The sequence below is a fragment of the Pseudomonas sp. Sample_23 genome, from assembly GCF_004307595.1.
GTDB classification, from domain to species: domain Bacteria; phylum Pseudomonadota; class Gammaproteobacteria; order Pseudomonadales; family Pseudomonadaceae; genus Aquipseudomonas; species Aquipseudomonas atacamensis.
Genome location: NZ_RCNX01000011.1, coordinates 1 through 22,516, shown reverse-complemented (window position 1 = coordinate 22,516; position 22,516 = coordinate 1). Strand labels below are relative to the sequence as shown.

The window sequence follows — 22,516 nt, the reverse complement described above, 5'->3', positions numbered from 1 at the left end:
TCAGGCGCTGGCATCCACCATGCCGTGACGCACCGCGAGCAGTGTCAGCTCGACGTCGCTGCTGATCGAAAGCTTCTCGAAAATGCGGTAGCGGTAGGTGTTCACGGTTTTCGGCGACAGGCACAACTTGTCGGAAATGATCTGGACCTTCTGGCAGCCGACAATCATCAAGGCAATCTGGATTTCCCGCTCCGACAAGGCATCGAACGGCGAATCATTGGTTGGCTGGAACGATTTGATCGCCAACTGCTGAGCAATCTGCGGACTGATGTAACGCTGCCCGGCGAAAACCAGCCGAATGGCCTGAACCATCTCCGGCAGACCCGCGCCCTTGGTCAGGTAACCGGCGGCGCCGGCCTGCAGCAAACGCGTCGGGAAAGGGTCTTCCTCGCACACCGTAACGGCAACCACCTTGATGTCCGGGTGGCTGCGCAGCAGTTTCCGTGTGGCCTCGAGGCCGCCGATGCCGGGCATCTTGACGTCCATGAGCACTACGTCAGGCTTCAATTCACGGGCTTTGATCAGGGACTCTTCACCTGACTCGGCCTGACCCACCACCTGCAGGCCATCGATATCGGCCAGCATCCGTGTAATGCCTGTACGAACGAGATCATGGTCGTCGACCACTAGCACCCTAATCAAGCAGACACCTCGCGATATGGTCTTATTGGGATGCCGGACACCTTAGCAAAAAGTGCCAGACAGACCTAGCGGAAAGCCGCATTTAAAAAGTTTCAATTCGTCATTCAGGGCTTGCCGGCTGTGGGTTTCAGAGCACAGCTGTACTCAAATCGAGCTGCATTCTGAGGAAACACTCATCCCTGCCCACGATGTGCAGTCCTTTAGATGCATACAGTTTTTGCGCCGGGTTATTGTCAAACACTGTCAGCCGCAGTGCCGGTCGCCTTGTCTGCCGAGCCATCTCGATCACCTGATCAATGGCCCAGGAACCGGCGCCCTGCCCTTGCCACGGATGATCAATCTGCAATTCGCGTATGTACAGCGCTCGGGCATCCTCGCTCAGACTGACAAAGCCGATCAGCAGTTCATCCTGGAGGATCATCCAGTTCTCACGATACTGCCAGCCTGCGTCGAATGCCTCGTCCTGCCACAACAGATCGTGGTCAATGTAATAGCGCAGCATGTTGCGACAGGTCAGATCCCGCGCAAACGCAAGATCATCATGGGTGGCATGCCGAATTCGATAACTCATTCAGCTCTCTCCAATCGTAAAAATGTACTTTAACCAGATCGTTTACCAGTGATAGCCGTTTCGCTCGGCACGCAATAGCATTTTCTGATTGCTGACGCGTATCAGCGTCGAGTAAGCTCGGCGTATTCATCGGAGACAGACCATGTTCAACGCCTCTTCACAGTCTTGCATCGCCAGCGCCTCGCGCTCGATTGCGGCTGCGTGGGCGAATGTCACCTGCGCTCCGGTCAATTTCTATTTTGGGTATTGGTTTAGCCACTGGCGCGCCTGATACCCACACGGCGCCCATGATAACGGGTCGCCTACCAGAGATTTCTCAACCCCCGGTCGGCCTCCCGACCGGGGGTTTTGTTTTTTCAGGCCCACAATTTTCAGCACCACACCAGACACTTCGAGGAATACACCATGAACTACGCCACTTATTACCGTTACGACAGCTTTAGCGCCTGGCGATTTACCAGCCTCCGCTCGGGACAGCCTGCCGCCTCCGATCGGTCGCCCACAGGTGGCAAACACACATGCCTAGCCAGTACGGCCATTTGTCGAACACCCCAATAGGGCCGAGTGCGCGGGAAAAACCCGCCATCCGCCCAGGAAGACCAAACATGAACTCTTCAGTTTCCGCGTTGCCGCTGTCCACCCTCGATTCTGCCAACGAAGCGCTGACCCTGCGCCTGCCCAGCTCGTTGCAGCTCAAACAGCAATTACCGCTCAGCCATTCCCTGCATCAGCAGGTCACTGCCCATCGCCAGGCGGTGCGCGCCATCCTCGACGGTGAAGACCCGCGCCTGCTGGTCATCGTTGGCCCCTGCTCTATCCATGATCCGCAGTCGGCAATCGAATACGCCAGCAAACTCGCTCGCCTGGCCGAAGATGTCAGCGGTGAAATGCTGCTGGTCATGCGTGCCTACGTCGAAAAGCCGCGAACGACGATCGGCTGGAAAGGTCTGGCCTACGATCCGCATCTGGACGGCACTGACGATATGGCTGCCGGTCTGACGCTGTCGCGCGAACTGATGCTGGAAATGATCCGGCTCGGACTACCGGTCGCTACCGAACTCCTGCAACCCATGGCCGCCAACTACTTTGATGACCTGCTGAGCTGGGTGGCCATTGGTGCCCGCACCACCGAATCGCAAATCCACCGCGAAATGGCCAGCGGCCTGAACATGCCGGTGGGCTTCAAGAACGGCACCGACGGCGGCGCCGCCGTTGCTGTCGACGCCATGCGCTCGGCAGCCCATCCGCATCGGCACTTCGGCGTCGACAGCCAAGGGCATCCGGCGATCGTGCAGACAGCCGGCAACGCTGACACCCACATCGTGCTGCGCGGTGGCCATCAAGGGCCGAACTACGATGCAACCAGCGTGGCCAACATCAGCGCCGAGCTCAGCAGACTGAAGATCCCCAGCCGGATCATGGTCGATTGCAGCCATGCCAACAGCGGCAAGGATCCACTGCGCCAGCCAGCAGTCTTCAATGACGTCCTTGAACAACGCCTGCGGGGAAACCACTCGCTGATCGGCATGATGCTGGAATCTCACCTGTTCGAAGGCTGCCAGCCGCTGAGCAGCTCTCTGCGCTACGGCGTATCGATCACCGACGGCTGCCTCGGCTTCGATGCAACTGAGCGATTGCTGACCGATGCCGCACGACGCGTCGCGCAAGCCGAACGTTGATCGAACCGCCCTCCCGCTCATTCAAAGCGCGGAGGGCCGGCATTCACTGGCAAAGCCTCCACGCTGATTTGCCTAACGGGGGATTGCTGACTGACATCGTCCAGACGCTCCACGGTGTAGGCGATCTGCACCGTTGTGCCGTGATGCTCACGCCAGAACCGGTGAGGGACGATGAAACACACCGCTTGACCAGCCGTCTCCCGCGTAATTTCAAGATCATCCCGGTGACTGAAGAACTCACCGTCACACTTGAGATAGACCAACTCATCCTCTTGCACCTGCGCCCCTTCGATGAGAACGGAAACGCCGTCGACCGAATCCTTCAGTGACAACACGTTTTCAACTGCCTCGACGACATCCGGCGCAGGCAATTGCGCACGCACTGCAGGCCCTAGGAAAACCGTGGCAGGCTCGGACGCTCGAACCGTTCCACAGCGTTGTTCGACACGGTAGGCGACGACCACTTCACCACCTCGGTGAGCTTCGATGTAGCTACCCGGCACCCAGAACGACAGGCATTGCGCGACGGAGTAGGCCTCCACGTTCAATGAGTCGGTAAAGATCTCGGGCGAGGTATCGCCGTGCCAGGACAACATCACCCGATCGCCCGCCGACATCCTCGCGTAAGGCTGCAGAGTCACCAGGGTGCCCTCGGCCACTCGCGATGGCTCCAGCGCTCCGTTTACCGAGCCTTCGATCTGTGGCGCCAACAATTGCGTGCGTATGTCGCCCACAGACAGTTGCAGGCGTGCAGATTCCACTGCCTTGGGCGCGGACGCACTTTGCAGTGTCCAGTAGACCTCCAGCGAGCCTCCATCCAGCGCAGCCACATGCATGGCCTTGATGACGAAGATTACGTCCCTGCCGACCTGAGCCTGGCTGATGAATCGAACACTCTCGTATTGATAGGTGAAGCCTTCGATATCCAGCCCCTCCCAATACAGCATCAACTGATCGCCGCAGCTCATGTTGGCATAAGGAGAAATGCGAACGATGGCTTTGACCACTGAAGGATCCAACACGCTCCCACTGAGCCCGTCAATCATCGGCGCGACAAGAGTTTCGATGGACACTTCGGCAACCATCGGCTGACGCATCCGCCAGCAAAACTCGACTTCATGGCTATTCATTTTCGTTTCCACTCCCTGGAAAACGTGCCGCCCCGAATGGCGACACTGACATCTACATTGAGGACTTCTTCGAATGTTCTTGATGTCAGCCGAATACACCGCAACGACGGCGCAAGCGCTACTCGCAAGGTAGGCAACCGGGGCGTTCGCGCTGTTATGCCGACAAACGACCCACTGAACTTCCGATTCGGATTTCACAGCTCTCCGAAATTTCGTACGCCTCGTAGTCCATTTTCAAACACAACGCGAAGCCTCTTCGTACTTCCTCAGCGACAGGGGTGTTTTAGAGTGGCTCGGTGATTTCCCGATGAACTTCTACGAAAAAGGTAAGAACATGCAACGGAATGCTACAACTCGTTATCCCATCCTGTTGGTCCACGGTCTGTTCGGGTTCGAGCGTATCGGTCATTTCGAGCTGTTCCATGACGTCAAATCCGCGCTGAAAGCGGCTGGCTGTCGATTGTTTGTTCCACACCTTTCGGCCACCCATGACAATGAAATGCGGGGTGAGCAATTGCTGTCACAGATGGCCTGCGTGCTGCGAGGCACAGGCGCGAAGAAAGTCAACCTTATAGGACACAGTCAAGGTGCACTCGCTGCACGCTATGCGGCAGCGCTTGCACCAAACGTCGTCGCTTCAGTCACCTCCGTCAGTGGTCCGAACCATGGTTCGGAGCTCGCCGACTTCCTGCGCAAGGCACTGGTCCCGGGCAAGCTGCCGGAGGTCGTTGCACAAATGTGGCGACGCAATTTGCCGATTTGTTGTCGCTGCTCAGTGGCAGCGTGGCACTGCCACAGAATGCAGTGGCCGCACTCAACGCACTGACCACCGTCGGCGTCGGTCAATTCAATGACAAATTCCCACAAGGCCTGCCACACACCTGGGGCGGTCACGGCCCGGAGCAAGTCAACGGCGTGCGTTACTACTCGTGGAGCGGGGTTGTTGCGCAATCCAGGCTGCCGGCGCTGGATCCGGTTCAAGCAACCTGCCGCGTCCTGTCGCAGTATTTCACCACCGAACCCCAGCAGAATGACGGCTTCGTCGGACGCTTCAGTAGCCATCTCGGCCAAGTGATCCGCTCTGATTATCCAATGGATCACCTGGCTAGTTTGCGGCGCAGCCCGGAAGTAACCGCGTCTTCGCCAGACCCTATCGAGCTGTACGTCGAGCATGCCCGGCGCCTGCGTGCGGCGGATCTTTGAGTAGAGTCAGGGAATCAGAATGGAACTTTGCCGAGAATTCACCGACTGATTCCGGTACGCTCCACCTTTTATTGAAACAGTTCGGAGAATTCCCCATGGCCAAAGCCACTGCCCGCCACATCCTGGTTTCCAGCGAAGACAAGTGCAACGAACTCAAGGCTCAGATCGAAGCCGGCGCCGATTTTGCTGAAGTCGCCAAAGCCAACTCCAGCTGCCCATCCAGCCGTCAGGGCGGTGACCTGGGTTCGTTCGGTCCTGGCCAGATGGTCAAGGAATTCGACACCGTGGTGTTCAGCGCGCCGATCAACGTCGTGCAAGGCCCGGTGAAGACCCAGTTCGGTTACCACCTGCTGGAAGTCACCAGCCGTCAGGACTGATTCGTCGTCCTGTTGCTGACAACGGCCCACCCTTTGGTGGGCCGTTGTGTTTCGGTTACATATACGGCTGGCGAGTGGCGCGCCGCTCGCGTACAACTTGCGCTTATCGATTTTGCGTTCCAAGGCTGACGATGCGACTGGTTTTCCCCACACTGATGCTCACCGCCCTCGCCCTGCTCACGGGTGCCGCCGGTGCGACCGCTGCCCCGCAACACGCACTGACCGTTTACGGCGAACCGGCCAAATACCCCGCCGGCTTCGGCCATTTCGACTACACCAATCCGCAGGCGCCGAAGGGTGGGACGATGCGGCGCTCGGCAATCGAAATCGGCCACTTCGATCATCTGCTGCCCTATATAGACAAAGGCATCGGCGTGACGCAGATCGACGGCCTGCTGTATTCGCCGCTGGCCCAGCGCTCGCTGGATGAGCCCTACACGGTGTACGGTCTGGTGGCGGAGAAAATGGAACGCTCGGACGACGGTCTGTCGCTGCGCTTCTTCATCAATCCGAAGGCGCGTTTTGCCGATGGCAAACCGATCACCGCCGAGGACGTTCGCTACACCTACAACCTGCTGATGACCCAGGGCAGCCTGCGTTATCGCACCCAGTTTGCCGACGTCAAAGGCGTCGAGATCGAGGCGCCGCTGACCGTGCGCTTCGACTTCAAAAGCAACGAAAACCGCACCCTGCCCCTGGATATCGCGACCCTGCCGGTGTTCCCCGAACACTGGTGGAAGAGTCGCGATTTCGCCGGCGGCGGTGGTTATGAGCCGCCGCTGGGCAGCGGGCCGTACCGGGTCGGCAAGGTCGACTCCGGGCGCAGCATCACTTTCGAACGCAATGGCGACTGGTGGGGCAAGGACCTGCCGGTCAGTCGTGGCCTGTACAACTTCGACCATTTCAGTATCGAGTATTTCGGCGACACCGATGTCGCCCGTCAGGTGCTGCGTGGCGGTGCCTATGACTACAACCGCGAGTTTTCCGCGACCGGCTATTCGATCGGCTACGACAGTCCCGCCCTCAGCGATGGCCGTTTACAGAAGGCCCACCTCGCCACTGAAGCGCCGCAATCGGCCCAGGGTTTCGTGTTCAATCTGCAAAAGCCGATGTTCCAGGACCGCCGGGTACGCCAGGCGCTGGCGATGCTCTGGGACTTCGAATGGAGCAACCGGCAGATGATGCGCAACGTCTATATCCGCCAGCAGAGCTACTTTTCCAATACCGATCTCGCCGCCCGGCAGTTGCCCGACGCTCAAGAGCTGAAGATTCTCGAACCGCTGCGCGGTCAGGTGCCTGAGGAAGTGTTCAGTAAAGTCTTCGAGGCGCCGAAGACCGACGGCAGCGGCATCATCCGTGACAAGCAGTTGCAAGCCCTGCAACTGCTCGAGCAGGCCGGCTGGAAACCGGATGGCGATCAACTGGTCAACGGCGCCGGCGAGCCGCTGAGCTTCACTTTTCTGGTCAGCCAGAACGGCATGGACCGCCTGCTGTTGCCCTACAAGCGCACGCTGAAGCAGATCGGCATCGAGCTGAATATCCGTCGCATCGACGCCTCGCAATACGTCAATCGCCTGATGAGTCGCGACTACGACATGATCGTCACCGGCTACCCCGTTACCACTTCTCCGGGCGGTGAGTTGCTCAACTATTTCGGCTCGGCAGCGGCCAACGATCCGGGCGCGAACAATTACATGGTGTTGAAAAACCCGGCGGTCGACACCTTGATCAACGGCCTGATCCGCGCCTCTACTCAGTCGGACATGCTGCATTACGCCCATGCGCTGGACCGGGTGCTGCAATGGAATTACTACTGGATTCCCAACTATTACCCGCCGGGCACTTCGACCGTGTGGTGGAACCGCTTCGGCATTCCCACGGTGCAGGCGAGCAATGACGAAGCCATCGAGAGCTGGTGGGAAATCAGCCGCACGCCACTGACCAATCAGCAGATGACCGCCGAGAAAATCAGTCGCGGCAGACCCGGAGGGCCGCACTGATGTGGGGTTACATACTGCGGCGCCTGCTGCTGATCATTCCGACGCTCGTGATCATCCTGCTGGTCAATTTCGTCATCATCCAAGCCGCGCCCGGCGGACCAGTGGAACAAGCCATCGCCCATCTGCAAGGCATTGGCGGCGCCAGTGTCGGCGGCGGAGCCGGCGAGACATCGAGCAACGCTTCGCGCGCCAGCCGTGGCCTCGATCCGCAATTGATCAAGGACATTGAAAAACAGTACGGCTTCGACAAACCGGCCCACGAGCGCCTGTGGCTGATGCTGAAGAATTACGCGCAATTGGACTTCGGCAAGAGCTTCTTCCGTGGTGCAACAGTCACCGACCTGATTCTGGAAAAGATGCCGGTGACCATTTCGCTCGGATTGTGGGCGACGCTGATCACCTATCTGGTGTCGATCCCGCTGGGCATCCGCAAGGCTGTGCACCACGGCAGCCATTTCGACATCTGGAGCAGCACGGCGATCATCATCGGTTACGCCATGCCGGCGTTTCTGTTCGCGATGTTCCTGATCGTGGTATTCGCCGGCGGTACTTCGTTGAACTGGTTTCCGGTGCGCGGACTGGTTTCGGACAACTTCGAATCGCTATCGACCCTGGGCAAGATCGCCGATTACTTATGGCATCTGGTGCTGCCGGTCACCGCGCTGGTGATCGGTGGATTCGCGACCTTGACGATCCTTACAAAAAACTCGTTCCTCAATGAAATCACCCGACAGTATGTAGTAACGGCTCGCGCCAAAGGCTTGAGCGAACGCCGCGTGCTGTACGGACACGTGTTTCGCAACGCCATGCTGTTGGTGGTCTCGGGGATACCTCAGGCGTTCATCAGTGTGTTTTTCGCCGGCTCACTGCTGATCGAAGTGATCTTCTCCCTCGATGGCCTTGGGCGCATGAGTTACGAAGCAGCGGTATCGCGGGACTATCCAGTGGTGTTCGGTTCGCTGTTCATCTTCACCCTGTTCGGCCTGCTGATAAAACTGATCGGCGACCTCTGCTACACCCTGGTCGACCCGCGTATCGACTTTGCCGCGAGGAATGCCTGATGTTCAAGCTCTCGCCTTTGGGTCGTCGCCGTTTCGAACGCTTCAAGAAAAACCGTCGTGGCTGGTGGTCGCTGTGGCTGTTCATCGGCCTGTTCCTGCTGACGCTGGGTGGCGAATTGATCGCCAACGACAAACCGTTGATGGTCAGTTATCAGGGCCAATGGTACTTCCCGGTGTTCAAGCGCCATACCGAACAGGAGTTCGGCGGGCAACTGCCGTTCCAGGCCGATTACCGCAGCGATTACGTGCAGAATCTGATTCGCAAGGACGGCGGCTGGTTGCTGTTCCCGCCGATTCCGTTCAGCGACGACACGCCCAACTATGACCTGAACAAACCGGCGCCGAGTCCGCCGACTTCGGTCAATTGGCTGGGCACCGACGATCAGGCGCGCGATGTGCTGGCGCGGGTCATCTTTGGTGCTCGGGTATCGATTCTGTTTGCCCTGATGCTGACTTTCGTCAGCGCGCTGATCGGCATCGCCGCCGGCGCATTGCAGGGGTATTACGGTGGCTGGGTCGACCTGCTCGGACAGCGCGTGCTGGAAGTCTGGTCGGGGCTGCCAGTGTTGTATCTACTGATCATCCTTTCCGGGTTCGTAGAGCCGAATTTCTGGTGGCTGCTGGGGATCATGGCGCTGTTTTCCTGGTTGGCGCTGGTGGACGTGGTGCGCGCCGAGTTCCTGCGCGGGCGCAATCTGGAATACGTCAAAGCCGCACGCGCCCTGGGCCTTACTGACCGCAAGGTGATCTTCCGGCACATTCTGCCCAACGCAATGAACGCGACGCTCAGCTACCTGCCGTTCATTCTGACCGGGGCGATTTCAACGCTGACCGCGCTGGATTTCCTCGGCTTCGGCATGCCGGCCGGCAGTGCCTCGCTGGGTGAACTGATCGGTCAGGGCAAGCAGAACCTGCAAGCGCCGTGGCTGGGTTTGACAGCGTTCTTCGCCCTGGCGCTGATCCTCTCCTTGTTGGTATTCATCGGCGAAGCGTTGCGCGACGCTTTTGACCCTCGATCCTGAAGCGTGACCATGACAGAAAACCTGATTGAAATCCGCAACCTCAATGTCGCCTTCCATGGCCAGACCGTGGTGCGTGACCTGTGCCTGGATATCCGCCCCGGTGAGTGCCTGGCACTGGTGGGCGAATCGGGCTCGGGGAAATCGGTGACCGCGCATTCGATCCTGCAACTGTTACCTGAGAGCGAGGCGCAAACCCGTGGCAGCATCCGCTATCGCGGGCAAGAATTGCTCGGTGCTGATCCGAAGGTCTTGCGAGAACTGCGCGGCAATCGCATCGCCATGATCTTTCAGGAGCCGATGACTTCGCTCAATCCGTTGCACACCATCGAAAAACAGATTGGCGAAACCCTGTTGCTGCACCGCGGCCTCGGCGGCAAGCAAGCCCAGCAGCGCATTCTCGAATTGCTCGGACTGGTCGGTATTCAGAAGCCCAAGGAGCGTTTGAAAGCCTATCCGCATCAGCTCTCTGGCGGGCAACGGCAACGGGTGATGATCGCCATGGCCCTGGCCTGCGAACCGGAGTTGTTGATTGCCGACGAGCCGACCACGGCGCTGGATGTCACCGTGCAGCGCAAGATTCTCTTGCTGCTCAAGTCCCTGCAACAGCGGCTCGGCATGTCGCTGCTGCTGATCAGTCACGATCTCAATCTGGTTCGCAGCATCGCGCAGCGGGTGTGCGTGATGAAGGCTGGCGAGATCGTCGAGCAGGCGCCCTGTGAAACCCTGTTTACCGAACCCAAACACCCTTACAGCTGCGTGCTGTTGAACGCAGAGCCGGAAGGTGAAGCCCTGCCCCGTGACGAACGCGAAAATGTGCTGGAGGTCGCTGATCTGCGCGTCGATTTCCAGGTCGGCGGCGGGCTGTTCAGGCGCAAGCAGTATCTGCGCGCTGTCGATGGCATCAGTCTGAATATTCAGCGCGGCAAGACCTTGGGCATAGTTGGCGAATCCGGTTCAGGCAAGTCGACGCTGGGTCAGGCGATCCTGCGCTTGCTGGATTCCGAGGGCAGCATTCGCTTTCAGGGCGAAGCGCTGGATGGCCTCAATCAAAAGCAATTGCGGCCGTGGCGGCGGCAGATGCAGGTGGTGTTTCAGGATCCGTTTGGCAGCCTCAGCCCGCGCATGTCGGTGGCACAGATCATCAGCGAAGGTCTGGAAGTGCATTGCGAGTCGACCGCTAATGAATGTGATGAGCAAGTGATTCGCGTGCTCAAGGAAGTCGGCCTCGACCCGGAAAGCCGCCATCGCTACCCGCATGAATTTTCCGGCGGCCAACGCCAGCGCATCGCCATCGCCCGGGCCTTGGTGCTGAAACCGGCGCTGATCCTGCTCGATGAACCGACCTCGGCCCTCGACCGCACCGTACAGAAACAAGTGGTCGCCCTGCTCCGTGATTTGCAGGAAAAATACGGTTTGACCTACCTGTTTATCAGCCATGATCTGGCGGTGGTGCGCGCGTTGGCACACGACATGATCGTGATCAAGGACGGTCAGGTGGTCGAGCGTGGTGCCAGTCACGACGTGTTTGACAACCCGCAGCATCCCTACACCAAAGAGCTGTTGGCGGCGGCGCATCCGGGGTAGGTTTTTTCTGCTAATTCGCGGCGCGGCATTCGCGAGCAGGCTCGCTCCCACATTGGAATGCAGCCCCCTGTGGGAGCGAGCCTGCTCGCGAAGGGATCGGTACCGGCAACAAACAATCAGGATCAGCCTCAATGAACACCACCGAAAGCCTCAAGGACTACCAACGAGTCCGCACTCTGGCGATCCGTTCGCTGTTCGAGATCATCGAGCAATCCAGTGAGGGCACGGTGATTGTCGATCGCGATGCGAATATCGTCTGGATGAACGAACGCTACGCCCGGCGCTTCGGTCTCGATTCAGCGGCAGGCGCTATCGGCAAACCCTGCGAAAGCGTGATCCCCGGCAGCCTGCTGCGCGAGGTGGTACGCACCGGTCGGCCGATTCTGCTGGACATGCAGGACACGCCAAAGGAACCGCTGGTGGTGATGCGCCTGCCGATCCACGACGATGCCGGCAGCGTGATCGGCGCCATCGGTTTTGCCCTGTTCGACGAGTTGCGCACGCTGTCGCCGATGCTCAAGCGTTACCTGAGCATGCAGGAAGAACTGGCCTCGACCCGTTCGCTGCTGCGTGCGCGGCAGACCAAATACAACTTTGCCCACTTCATCGGTACCAGCGCTGCCAGCCTTGAAGTCAAACGACGTGCGCGCCGCAGTGCCAGCGCTGATTCGCCGGTTTTGCTGCTGGGGGAAACCGGCACAGGTAAAGAGTTGCTTGCCCAAGCGATCCACAGCGCCTCACCACGCGCGCACAAAGCCTTCGTCAGCATCAACAGCGCGGCAATTCCCGAGGCGCTGCTGGAAGCCGAGTTCTTTGGCACGGCACCCGGCGCCTTTACCGGCGCCGACCGCAAGGGCCGCACCGGTAAATTACAAATCGCTCAGGGTGGCACGCTGTTTCTCGATGAGATCGGCGATATGCCGCTGCCGCTGCAAAGCAAACTGCTGCGCGTGTTGCAGGAAAAGGAGTTCGAGCCGGTCGGCTCCAATGAAGTGATTCAGAGCGATGTGCGGGTAATCGCCGCGACGTCGACGGATTTGCAGGCGGCGATCAAGCGCGGCGAATTTCGCGCCGATTTGTACTACCGCCTCAACGTACTGCCGATCCAGGTGCCGCCGCTGCGTGAACGTCTCGATGATCTGCCGGCGCTGAGCGAAGCGATTCTCGAAGAACTGCGCAGCCAGCATGAATTGCACCGCGATGCGCTTGCGTTGCTCGGCCAGCATGCCTGGCCGGGCAACATCCGTGAGTTGCGCAATGTGCTGGAGCGGGCGGCGTTGCTCAGTGATGATCTGATCCTGACCGAGCAGGATATTCGCGGGGCGATTGGCACCTTTACTCCGGTTGAGCGGACGTCCGAGCCGAGCATGCAAGCCTCCGCTGGGGAGACATTTGCACAGGCGCGGGCGCGTTTTGATCGGCAGTTGATCGAGTCGACCCTGGCGCAATGCGCGGGGAAAGTACCGGAGGCTGCGGTTCGGCTGGGGCTGGGGCGGTCGACGCTGTACAAGAAAATGGCTGCGCTGGGGATTGCAGAGTCTACATATAGAGACATCTGATCTCCATTTTAAGACTAGAGCAAAAGCTTCGCGAGCAGGCTCGCTCCCACAGGGGAATGCATGACCAATGTGGGAGCGAGCCTGCTCGCGAAGGCGACGGCCCATTCAAAGAAAATCTCAATTAAGAGACAAAAACAGCTCCCAGAACGCGACTCTGATCTAATTTCCTTATATTTCAAACAGTTAGAAGATTGGCACAAATCTCGCTAACCCACTCTCCGCACCCGTTCCACCCACAAAAATAACAATCCTGGAGAGACACACCATGAGTGTGATCATTGCCTTGGCAGCCCTGACGCTGCTGATGCTCGCCGCCTACCGTGGCTACAGCGTCATCCTCTTTGCCCCGATCGCCGCCCTCGGCGCGGTCCTGCTCACCGATCCGTCCGCCGTTGCCCCTGCTTTCACCGGGGTGTTCATGGACAAGATGGTCGGTTTCATCAAGCTCTATTTCCCGGTATTCCTGCTCGGCGCGGTGTTCGGCAAGCTCATCGAACTGTCCGGCTTCTCGCGCTCGATCGTGGCCGCTGCGATTCGCTTGCTCGGGACTAAACAAGCGATGCTGGTGATCGTGCTGGTGTGTGCCCTGCTCACCTACGGCGGCGTGTCGTTGTTCGTCGTCGTCTTCGCTGTTTACCCGTTTGCAGCGGAGATGTTCCGCCAGAGCAATATTCCCAAACGTCTGATCCCGGCGACTATTGCCCTCGGTGCATTCTCGTTCACCATGGACGCCCTGCCCGGCACGCCGCAGATCCAGAACATCATCCCCAGCACCTTCTTCAACACCACCGCATGGGCGGCGCCGTGGCTGGGGGTGATCGGCACGATTTTCGTGTTCTGCGCCGGCATGCTGTTTCTGCAGCGCCAACGCAACAAGGCGCAACGTGCCGGCGAAGGTTACGGCACTGAACTGCGCAACGAACCGGAAACCGCCGAAGACCTGAAGCTGCCCAACCCGTGGATTGCCCTGTCGCCATTGCTGGCGGTGGGCATCATGAACCTGTTGTTCACCCAGTGGATTCCGCAGTGGTACGGCAAGACGCACAGCCTCGCACTGCCGGGCATGGCCGCGCCGGTCACTACCGAAATCGCCAAGCTCACGGCGATCTGGGCGGTGCAGGCGGCGTTGCTGGTCGGCATCCTCATGGTCCTGGCGTTCGGCTTCAAGGCGATTAAAAGCAAGCTCGCCGAAGGCAGCAAAAGCGCGGTCAGCGGTGCGTTGCTCGCGGCCATGAACACCGCGTCTGAATACGGCTTTGGTGCGGTAATCGCTTCGCTGCCGGGCTTTTTGGTGCTGGCCGACTGGCTCAAGCAGATTCCCAATCCGTTGGTCAACGAAGCGATTACCGTGACACTGCTCGCCGGCATTACCGGATCGGCGTCGGGCGGCATGAGCATCGCGCTGGCGGCGATGTCCGAGCAGTTCATCAGTGCGGCGCACGCGGCGAATATTCCGCTGGAAGTGCTGCACCGCGTGGCCGCGATGGCCAGTGGTGGCATGGACACCCTGCCGCACAACGGCGCCGTGATCACCCTGCTGGCGGTGACCGGGCTGACCCACCGCGAAGCCTACAAAGACATTTTCTGTATTACGCTGATCAAGACCCTCGCGGTTTTCGTGGTGATCGGCACTTTCTACGCCACTGGCATTGTGTGAGGTATTCATGACCACTCTTTCCGGCAAGACAGCCTTGGTAACCGGCTCCACCAGCGGCATCGGCCTGGGCATCGCGCTGATTCTCGCGAAAGCGGGCGCCAACCTGATTCTCAATGGCTTCGGCGACGCCTCGAAGGTGATCGCCGACGTCGCTCAGTACGGCGGCAAGGTCGGCCATCATCCCGCCGATGTCAGCGACCCGGCGCAGATTGCCGACATGGTCGCCTACGCCGACCGCGAGTTTGGCGGCGTCGACATTCTGGTCAACAACGCCGGCATTCAGCACGTTGCGGCCGTAGAAGAGTTTCCTGTTGAGCGCTGGGATTCGATCATCGCGATCAACCTGTCATCGGTATTCCACAGCACGCGGTTGAGCCTGCCGGGCATGCGCCGCAAGAATTGGGGGCGCATCATCAATATCGCCTCGGTGCACGGCCAGGTCGGCTCCACCGGCAAAGCCGCGTACGTCGCCGCCAAGCATGGCGTGATCGGTCTGACTAAAGTGGTCGGGCTGGAAACCGCGACCAGCAACGTCACCTGCAATGCGATCTGTCCGGGCTGGGTGTTGACGCCGCTGGTGCAGAAGCAGATCGATGATCGCGCGGCCAAGGGTGTCGATCCGCAGCAGGCGCAGCATGATCTGCTGGCGGAAAAACAGCCGTCGCTGGAGTTCGTTACACCGCAGCATCTGGGTGAGCTGGTGTTGTTCTTGTGCAGTGAAGCCGGCAGCCAGGTACGCGGCGCGGCGTGGAATATTGATGGTGGGTGGTTGGCGCAATAAACACCTGGCCATTGTGGGAGCGAGCCTGCTCGCGAATCCGATAAGAAGAGGCAAACCCATGTCCGACATCCTCTGGCAACCCGACACCCAGCGTATCGCCGGTTCGCGTATGGATGCCTTCCGGCGCGAAATCAATCAGCGGCATTCGCTTAAGCTCGACGACTTCCCTGCCCTGCACCAATGGAGCATCGATCAGCGCCCGGCGTTCTGGCAGGCGATCGTCGATTTCTTCGACATCCGCTTTCAAACCCAGCCAGACGCCGTCTTGCGTGAAGGTGCAGAGATTCCCAGCGCCGAGTGGTTTCCGGGCGCGACGCTGAACTTTGCCGAACACCTGCTGCGCCGCCGCGACGATGCCGTGGCGGTGGTTGCTGTGGCGGAAAACGGCCAGCGCGAACAACTGACCTGGGCCGAACTGGCCGAACACGTCGCCGGTTTTCAGGCGAGCCTGCGCGCGGCGGGCGTTGACCGGGGTGATCGCGTGGCGGCGTGCATGCCCAACACCTGGCAAACCCTGGTGGCGATGTTGGCCACCACCAGCCTCGGCGCGATCTGGTCCTGCTCGTCGCCGGACTTCGGCACCCACGGCGTGATCGATCGCTTTGGCCAGATCGAACCGAAAGTGCTGCTCACCTGTGCCGGTTATCAATACGCCGGAAAAATCCTGGATCAGACCGCCAAGCTCAACGAAATCCTGGCACAACTGCCGTCACTGCAGCAGTTGATCATCGTCCCGTACGCCCGTCCGCAAGCGCGCATCGAGGATTATCAAAGCCACGCTGATGTCTGCTTGTGGCAAGACTTCTATCAACCCGGCGGCGAACCGGATTTCACCCCGGTGCCGTTCAATCATCCGCTCTACGTGCTGTACTCCAGCGGCACCACTGGCGTGCCGAAATGCATCGTCCACAGCACCGGCGGTGTGCTGCTGCAACACGTCAAGGAGCATGGTTTGCACTGCGACCTCGGTCCCGGTGACCGCTTGTTCTACTACACGACCTGCGGCTGGATGATGTGGAACTGGCTGGTTTCGGCGCTCGCGGTTGGCAGCGCCGTGGTGCTCTACGACGGCTCGCCGTTTCATCCGGACCATCAGCGCTTGCTCGACCTGATCGACGACGAACGCATCAGTGTGTTTGGCACCAGTCCGAAATTCCTTGCCACATTGGAAAGCAGCGGCACGAGGCCCCGCGAAAGTCATGACTTGAGCAGTTTGAAAACCCTGCTGTGCACAGGCTCGGCTTTGTCACCGCAAAGCTACGATTTCGTTTACCGCGACTTCAAAACCGATGTGTGCCTGGCTTCGATGTCCGGTGGTACCGACATCGTCTCATGCTTCGTCAATGGCAACCCGCTGTCAGCGATACGTCGCGGAGAAATCATGGGCAAGAGCCTGGGCATGGCCGTCGAGGTGTGGAACGACGCTGGCCAACCGGTGATTGGTGAGAAAGGTGAGCTGGTCTGCACACGGCATTTCCCGGCGATGCCGATCGGCTTGTGGAATGACCCCGACGGCTCAAAACTCCGCCAGTCCTACTTCAGTCTGTTCCCCGGCGTCTGGGCACAAGGTGATTACGCCGAACAGTTGCCCCACGGCGCGATGATCATCCATGGCCGCTCGGATGCGGTGTTGAACCCGGGCGGCGTGCGTATCGGCACGGCGGAAATCTATCGTCAGGTCGAGAAAATCACCGAGGTGCTGGACAGCGTCGCCATCGGCCAGCAGTGGCAGGATGATGTGCGGGTCGTGCTGTTCGTGCGTCTGCGCGATGGGGTCGAACTCGATCAAGGGCTCGAACAGCGAATCCGCGAGGTGATCCGCGCCAATACCACGCCGAGGCATGTCCCGGCGCGGATTGTTGCAGTGACGGACATACCGCGCACCATCAGCGGCAAAGTCGTGGAGCTGGCGGTGCGTGATGTCGTGCATGGAAGGCCGGTAAAAAACACCGATGCACTGGCCAATCCCGAAGCGCTGGAGCAGTTTCGGGATCGACCGGAACTGGCTGATTGAAATCGGCACTGACGCCCTCATCCGACAGGCTGGCGGCAGTGCTTTTCGTCAACGAGGTTTGTTCAAGGTAATGACCACCGGCTCGCCAATCGCCCGGCCCGCACTGGCCTCGAGCGCACTGTCAAGAACAGTCATGTTTTGATCGAAAGTGACCTCGTCAGTGATCAGTTGACTCAGCAATGAGGTGACCAGCGTGAGCGAGTCGGCGTTTTCGAAGGCTCTGGACGGCGCATGACAGTCAGTGCCGCTCTGCGACTGCGCCAGGCAACCTGCCCCCAGATTGAGCAATACGGACACATCCAGCTGCTGTCCGCTGTCACTGGCATGCACGGCGTCGGTGGCATAACCGACATCGTCGGTTTGTGCGCTGGCGTGGAACAGCTCATGAATCAGGTCGTCGGCGATCACATCGTGGTTCAGACCCATGCTGACGAAGTGTCGATTGAAGTTTTTCGTGTAGACCTCAACAAACGCTATAGCGCAATCACCGCTCGAACCCGCGTCTTTCCAGCGCTGGTAATTGTTTGCATCGAACGATGCCAGGGTGTCGTTGATCTTGAGGCCGTCGAGGACCATGTTGCTCAAGGAGAAACCGGCGAAATCGAAGCGGATCAAACGCAAGTAGTTCACCAGCCGATCCGTGGACACCTGAGAAGCATCGCCGAACACGATCTTCATCAGCGCGTCGCGATCGCGTTTGAAATCATGACGGTTGAAGATTTCCAATGCGTTGTCGATCTTGGCCCGGGCACGGGGCAGGCTTTGCTCGATGAACTTGCGCGTGTAACTGAGCGGCAACGTGCGCGGCGAAGCAGGCAGCTGCAAGGGGGCTTGATACACAAAATCCTCCAGAGACTTGCCCCACAAGTTGCCGCGTCGATTCAGCGAGTACCATTTGTCACCACTGCGCGCGGCCAGCACGGCGACGGCTTCATGCGTAGCCCCGCGTGGCCGCCAGCTACCCAACCCGAACTGCGCGTTATCAGCCGCTTCAAGCAGATCATAGGATTGCCGGCGACCGCTGATCCTGTGCAATTGCCCCCCTGGCCAGAGTAATCAGGTCATGAGTGTTCTTGTTGAACCGCAGCAGGCCCTTGTGTACCAGTTTACCGCCCGCCTGCAGACCAGAGGGCACACCGTCGAAGGGATTGAAAAGCGAGATGGCCGAAGTAAACGCCAGCCGGGTGAAACGCGCGGCCTTGGCAGTAGTGGAAATGGCCCTGGTGGAAATACTCAGCGCCTTCGAGCTGGCGCCAGCCACTGTTCCCACCAGGCCGATGCCGTCCATCAAACATCCGTAAACCCCGTCCACCATCTTGTTGTGTTCGCCCGAGGCGATGTCCTCGATGCATTTTTTGAACGGCACCAACAGGTCGATGAAGTAAGTCAGCAAGCGTTCGCCCTCTTCCCGGGAGAGTTCGAGCGGCGTCGGTACACGCACGAGCTCTCTGAGCTCGGTTTTATTCAGGAACGGTCTGTTCTCGGCGAGAAACCCGGCGATGCGCACGATGTTAGGGTCGTTGAATTTCTGGTAGAACCCTGTCTGCAACCGCGCAGATTGCGCTGGTGCTCTCAGCGCGCCGAAGTAATCGATGATCGCCATACTGCTGCTGATCGAAGCGTCCTCGGCCGCGGCATGGGTATAGCGCCTGATGTTCAGCGGAACGCTCTGGGTCAGGGTGTTGCTCAGGGGCGTCGTCATGTTGGCACTGGCGCTCATTCTTGAGCGTTGCTGAAGCTTTCTTTCCCGTCTGATGAAAGCACCCAGCGCATCATTCCTGCGGGTTTCTGCACGCGAAGTGAATAATTCATAACAAAGATCAGCGTCTTCATCAGAGGTGTACATCACAACGCCGAAGCGGCCCGTGGCGGCATCCCGGCTTTGTTGTGTTTCTTGTTCAAGCCCTACATTCAAAGGTCCGCAGGCCCGGCGCGTAGTCACATAGGATGCCGATTCACGCACGGTGAAAAAATGAATGTCGGCATTCATGAACACTTGCAGATCCGCTTCCGGCATGTGTGCCAACGCCAGCCTGACGGCAGACATCATGCCGCCATTCACCGCTTCGAAATGCACGGCCAACTGACGATCCATTTCCTCGTCACAGGATTCAATCGTCAGCAGTCGCGGATAACGCTGATAAAGGCTGAGACCCGCAGGGTTGTAGTTGATCGCAGGTTGCAGCAATCCGTTGACAATCAAACGTACGGTGCGCCTGTCCCACTGACCGGTGACCAGATCGCCCGATTGATGCAGCTCGACCATGGACATGATTTGCTGTCCGCCTTTCTCGGACAGCGCCTTTTCATCCAGTGTGTCGCAGCCAGGTGCAGCTTTTCTCAATTGGCTTCGTGCAATTTCCGCTCGGTTGGGTAACGGTGTCGAAAATGCGCGGGCTAGCTGGGCGAATTGGTCTGCGTGGCGCTCAAACGCGTCAATCGCCCTTCGTGTACAGGTTTCTTCTGCCTGTTCGAGCTCGGCTCTGGAGATAATCCGGTTGAGCAACGCCCACTCCACGATCGGGTCGATCAGCGCCAGATCGCGCATATGCTTCTGCGCTTCACTGACCGGCTCCAGTTCGCCGTAAGCGATGATCTGTGCATAGGTCAATTCCCGCGAGGCCCCGGTTTTTAGTGCCTCGACCAATACTACAGCGCGACAGAACTTGATCCAGGCGATCGACCCAAGTGTGACCTCTGTCGGAATTTTCCTGACCAGAAATTCGGGCGCGTTGCGTGCCAGGAGAAGATGAACCACCAAAGGCGCCAATATCGGATCTACCCAGCGCTTGTTCCGCACAAACTCGGTGTATTCCTCGAGTATCTCTGATGGATGGCGCTCAACATTGTCTGGCGAGTACAGGTCTCGCCGTTCGACCAAGTGGCGATGGCCGATCGATGGGTCCAGGTCGAGTAATATCGCGGTCATCAACAATTGGCGGAGAATATTTTCGGAAAGCGTTTGCCCGTCATTCACCCCGTACCAATTGAGCTCTTTGATATAACTTCTGGCAAGATCCAGCGAAACTGGATAGGCGACAAATTCAAAGAGGCGCTGCGCCGCCGTTTCGTGAGATATATCCGCGCGCCCTGTGACGTTGTACAAGGCTGACAACAGTTTTCGCTTCGGCATCAATTTGGCGGTGGCGCCACGAATATCTGCAAATTGCTCTTCGGATAACCCGTTGTGACTCTGCTCACCGGATTGAAAGTGATCCCAAAAAGCAACTGGCTCCCTGACCTCGGGTGAAAACTTGAACAAGCCGATCAAGTTACTGATCTTGGCCTTGGTGTCAGGCAGATCGATATCATGAAACTTGAACCACTGATCCAGGGTTACATCCAGATCGGGCCATACAAAACCGCCGGCGACTGCGGCAATGTCGGCGATGAGACTCACCGTCGAGCGCGTAGGTTGACTGTATACAAAATACTGCGCCGCAACCAGATCTACCCAACCTCTGACGGCACGGACTTCCATCTTGCCATCCGGCGTAATCCGAACCAGGCCGTTATGCTCGCGCGCCTCCTCTCGACCGATTGCACCAATGACCGGCCCGGTTTTCAGCAGTTCATTGAGCAGCAGTCTGCCGGGGTTATATATTTCATGCAGTGAAGAGCCTGGTTGCAACTCTACTTCACGCCCATACCAGTCTATATCGTGATCTTCAGTGTACTCATTCAATGCCTCTTCCAGATGCCGGAGAACCATATCGCGCTCGGTGGCATCTGCCGCAGACCGATACTTCCATTCAGCCAGCGCAACTTTCGATGGGCGGAATACTTTATTTTTCTTAACTTCGTTCAAGGTAAAACCTCATCAAACCAACTAGCTGACCATTCAGCGTGATGACGTTTTACCCAAACACATACAACCGAACCACGAGTCAATTATTAAGTGTTGTTGCCGTGCAAACACACGATGCAATCGAAGACACCAAGTCAATCCATCAAACCCCACTCGCCGGTGCCTGTATTGTTAACACCTGCCTGATCGTGCTGAAGTTTGATTCGCAACTTCAAGTTATTCACCGAATCGGCATTCTTCAATGCTTCCTGCTCACTGATTGCACCTTCTGCAAACAGCGCAAACAGTGCCGCGTCAAATGTCTGCATACCGAGTCCGGTCGATTTTTCCATCATCGGCTTGAGCTCTTCGAACTGGCCGCGTCGGACCAGGTCAGCGATGGTCGGCGTACCCAGAAGAATTTCGACTGCCGCGCGCCTTTGGCCATCGACAGTGCGGAGCAGACGCTGCGAAACACAGGCTTTGAGGTTGTTGCCCAATGTCTGCAAAAGCTGTTCGCGCTTCTCCTCGGGAAACATATTGATGATTCGATCCACCGCCTGATTGGCGTTGGTCGCATGCAGCGTCGACAACACAAGATGGCCGGTATCAGCGAATGACAGTGCATGCTCCATGGTTTCGCGGTCACGGATCTCACCAATCAATACAACATCAGGAGCCTGGCGCAGAGTGTTCTTCAAAGCCGCATGAAAGCTTCGGGTATCTACGCCGACTTCACGCTGATTGATGATCGAGCGCTTGTGCCGATGGATATATTCGATCGGGTCTTCGATCGTCACAATGTGTCCGGCACTGTGACGGTTGCGGTGATCGATGAGTGCCGCCAGCGAAGTCGACTTGCCTGAACTGGTCGCGCCGACAAAAAGAATCAGGCCACGTTTGAGCATCACCGTTTCCAGCAGCACCGGCGGCAGCTTCAGGTCTTCGAATCGCGGGATGTCGACCTTGACGTTGCGGATCACGATCGAAACGTCGTTGCGCTGCTTGAAAATGTTCACCCGGAACCGCCCGACGCCCGTTCGGGAGATTGCCAGGTTCATTTCCAGATCCCGGTCGAACTCCCGGCGCTGCTCGGCGTCCATCAGGGAGGTGGCGATGGCCGCGGTTTCGCCGGGTTTGAATGGCTGATCGCTGAGCGCTGTCAGCATGCCATCAATGCGCGCGCTCGGCGCTGCGCCGGTAGAGAGGAACAGATCCGAGCCGTTTTTTTGCGACAATATTGACAACAGTGCATCGATTTCCATGGCTGAAAGCACCCGCGAAGCATTGAATGAGCAAATTTGGCCGACGCTTGGCGCGGCTCCTGCAACAATGATAGACCCCGTCTCACCGAACCACGCTCAGGATTGAAACATGAATGCTGTATCCACCACCGATGACGCTCAGGCCCTGATTGCCCGCACCGACTGGAGCCGCAGCCCGCTGGGC

The 22,516-nt window shown here is 58.6% G+C and carries 16 protein-coding genes and 1 pseudogene; 11 read left to right on the top strand and 6 right to left on the bottom strand.

All coding sequences use genetic code 11. The features are described from left to right. On the bottom strand, positions 1 to 642 hold the full coding sequence (gene uvrY, locus D8U82_RS02655) for a UvrY/SirA/GacA family response regulator transcription factor (protein ID WP_024012761.1): 642 nt from the start codon (positions 640 to 642) through the stop codon (positions 1 to 3). A 127-nt stretch (positions 643 to 769) separates the two neighbouring features. Beyond that, positions 770 to 1,213 carry a GNAT family N-acetyltransferase gene (locus D8U82_RS02650; RefSeq protein ID WP_130901615.1) on the bottom strand — a complete coding sequence of 148 codons (444 nt, stop codon included), beginning with the start codon at positions 1,211 to 1,213 and terminating at the stop codon, positions 770 to 772. A gap of 605 nt (positions 1,214 to 1,818) precedes the next feature. Between D8U82_RS02650 and D8U82_RS02645 the strand changes: the two genes are divergently transcribed. Continuing rightward, positions 1,819 to 2,892 carry a 3-deoxy-7-phosphoheptulonate synthase gene (locus D8U82_RS02645; RefSeq protein WP_130901614.1) on the top strand — a complete coding sequence of 358 codons (1,074 nt, stop codon included), beginning with the start codon at positions 1,819 to 1,821 and terminating at the stop codon, positions 2,890 to 2,892. 17 nt (positions 2,893 to 2,909) lie between these two features. On the opposite strand, the gene D8U82_RS02640 is transcribed toward D8U82_RS02645, so the two are convergent. After that, complete coding sequence (locus D8U82_RS02640; RefSeq protein ID WP_123442622.1) at positions 2,910 to 4,022, bottom strand: hypothetical protein; 1,113 nt, start codon at positions 4,020 to 4,022, stop codon at positions 2,910 to 2,912. A 334-nt stretch (positions 4,023 to 4,356) separates the two neighbouring features. On the opposite strand from D8U82_RS02640, the pseudogene D8U82_RS02635 reads away from it, so the two are divergent. The 10 genes and pseudogenes from D8U82_RS02635 (at position 4,357) to D8U82_RS02590 (ending at position 17,280) form a co-directional block, all read left to right on the top strand. Then, positions 4,357 to 5,225: pseudogene (locus tag D8U82_RS02635) on the top strand (triacylglycerol lipase). A gap of 95 nt (positions 5,226 to 5,320) precedes the next feature. After that, a complete protein-coding gene (locus D8U82_RS02630; protein ID WP_016774509.1) occupies positions 5,321 to 5,602 on the top strand; it encodes a peptidylprolyl isomerase in 282 nt (93 codons plus the stop codon). Between the two features lie 131 nt (positions 5,603 to 5,733). Further along, on the top strand, positions 5,734 to 7,602 hold the full coding sequence (locus tag D8U82_RS02625) for an extracellular solute-binding protein (RefSeq protein ID WP_125926814.1): 1,869 nt from the start codon (positions 5,734 to 5,736) through the stop codon (positions 7,600 to 7,602). Next, positions 7,602 to 8,663 (top strand): microcin C ABC transporter permease YejB, encoded by a 1,062-nt coding sequence (locus D8U82_RS02620; protein ID WP_125926815.1) that lies wholly within the window; start codon positions 7,602 to 7,604, stop codon positions 8,661 to 8,663. The genes D8U82_RS02625 and D8U82_RS02620 overlap by 1 nt, the downstream gene beginning before the upstream one ends. Continuing rightward, the gene (locus D8U82_RS02615; RefSeq protein WP_130901613.1) at positions 8,663 to 9,685 is read left to right on the top strand and encodes an ABC transporter permease; all 1,023 of its coding nucleotides are present in this window, start codon (positions 8,663 to 8,665) and stop codon (positions 9,683 to 9,685) included. The genes D8U82_RS02620 and D8U82_RS02615 overlap by 1 nt, the downstream gene beginning before the upstream one ends. A 9-nt stretch (positions 9,686 to 9,694) precedes the next feature. Beyond that, positions 9,695 to 11,269, top strand: a complete 1,575-nt coding sequence (locus D8U82_RS02610) for an ABC transporter ATP-binding protein (RefSeq protein ID WP_073474724.1) — start codon at positions 9,695 to 9,697, stop codon at positions 11,267 to 11,269. A gap of 131 nt (positions 11,270 to 11,400) precedes the next feature. Further along, on the top strand, positions 11,401 to 12,828 hold the full coding sequence (locus D8U82_RS02605; protein WP_024012755.1) for a sigma-54-dependent Fis family transcriptional regulator: 1,428 nt from the start codon (positions 11,401 to 11,403) through the stop codon (positions 12,826 to 12,828). 265 nt (positions 12,829 to 13,093) lie between these two features. Then, positions 13,094 to 14,485 (top strand): GntP family permease, encoded by a 1,392-nt coding sequence (locus tag D8U82_RS02600; protein WP_016774505.1) that lies wholly within the window; start codon positions 13,094 to 13,096, stop codon positions 14,483 to 14,485. Positions 14,486 to 14,492: 7 nt separating this feature from the next. Further along, positions 14,493 to 15,266: a 3-hydroxybutyrate dehydrogenase gene (gene hbdH, locus D8U82_RS02595; protein WP_130901612.1), complete on the top strand. Its 774-nt coding sequence runs from the start codon at positions 14,493 to 14,495 to the stop codon at positions 15,264 to 15,266. Between the two features lie 58 nt (positions 15,267 to 15,324). Then, a complete protein-coding gene (locus tag D8U82_RS02590; protein WP_130901611.1) occupies positions 15,325 to 17,280 on the top strand; it encodes an acetoacetate--CoA ligase in 1,956 nt (651 codons plus the stop codon). Positions 17,281 to 17,328: 48 nt separating this feature from the next. Here the strand turns inward: D8U82_RS02590 and D8U82_RS02585 are convergent, their stop codons facing one another. From D8U82_RS02585 to D8U82_RS02575, 3 genes are all read right to left on the bottom strand, one after another. After that, complete coding sequence (locus D8U82_RS02585; protein WP_130901610.1) at positions 17,329 to 18,120, bottom strand: hypothetical protein; 792 nt, start codon at positions 18,118 to 18,120, stop codon at positions 17,329 to 17,331. 160 nt (positions 18,121 to 18,280) lie between these two features. After that, positions 18,281 to 21,088: a hypothetical protein gene (locus D8U82_RS02580; protein ID WP_130901609.1), complete on the bottom strand. Its 2,808-nt coding sequence runs from the start codon at positions 21,086 to 21,088 to the stop codon at positions 18,281 to 18,283. A 134-nt stretch (positions 21,089 to 21,222) separates the two neighbouring features. After that, positions 21,223 to 22,332, bottom strand: a complete 1,110-nt coding sequence (locus D8U82_RS02575; RefSeq protein WP_125926820.1) for a PilT/PilU family type 4a pilus ATPase — start codon at positions 22,330 to 22,332, stop codon at positions 21,223 to 21,225. Between the last annotated feature and the right edge of the window lie 184 nt (positions 22,333 to 22,516).

What these genes read in the sequence shown, in the direction of transcription:
- D8U82_RS02650 (WP_130901615.1), bottom strand. Translation starts at nt 1,213, where the DNA reads ATGAGTTATCGAATTCGGCATGCCACCCATGATGATCTTGCGTTTGCG.
- D8U82_RS02645 (WP_130901614.1), top strand. Translation starts at nt 1,819, where the DNA reads ATGAACTCTTCAGTTTCCGCGTTGCCGCTGTCCACCCTCGATTCTGCC.
- D8U82_RS02640 (WP_123442622.1), bottom strand. Translation starts at nt 4,022, where the DNA reads ATGAATAGCCATGAAGTCGAGTTTTGCTGGCGGATGCGTCAGCCGATG.
- D8U82_RS02630 (WP_016774509.1), top strand. Translation starts at nt 5,321, where the DNA reads ATGGCCAAAGCCACTGCCCGCCACATCCTGGTTTCCAGCGAAGACAAG.
- D8U82_RS02625 (WP_125926814.1), top strand. Translation starts at nt 5,734, where the DNA reads ATGCGACTGGTTTTCCCCACACTGATGCTCACCGCCCTCGCCCTGCTC.
- D8U82_RS02620 (WP_125926815.1), top strand. Translation starts at nt 7,602, where the DNA reads ATGTGGGGTTACATACTGCGGCGCCTGCTGCTGATCATTCCGACGCTC.
- D8U82_RS02615 (WP_130901613.1), top strand. Translation starts at nt 8,663, where the DNA reads ATGTTCAAGCTCTCGCCTTTGGGTCGTCGCCGTTTCGAACGCTTCAAG.
- D8U82_RS02610 (WP_073474724.1), top strand. Translation starts at nt 9,695, where the DNA reads ATGACAGAAAACCTGATTGAAATCCGCAACCTCAATGTCGCCTTCCAT.
- D8U82_RS02605 (WP_024012755.1), top strand. Translation starts at nt 11,401, where the DNA reads ATGAACACCACCGAAAGCCTCAAGGACTACCAACGAGTCCGCACTCTG.
- D8U82_RS02600 (WP_016774505.1), top strand. Translation starts at nt 13,094, where the DNA reads ATGAGTGTGATCATTGCCTTGGCAGCCCTGACGCTGCTGATGCTCGCC.
- hbdH (WP_130901612.1), top strand. Translation starts at nt 14,493, where the DNA reads ATGACCACTCTTTCCGGCAAGACAGCCTTGGTAACCGGCTCCACCAGC.
- D8U82_RS02590 (WP_130901611.1), top strand. Translation starts at nt 15,325, where the DNA reads ATGTCCGACATCCTCTGGCAACCCGACACCCAGCGTATCGCCGGTTCG.
- D8U82_RS02575 (WP_125926820.1), bottom strand. Translation starts at nt 22,332, where the DNA reads ATGGAAATCGATGCACTGTTGTCAATATTGTCGCAAAAAAACGGCTCG.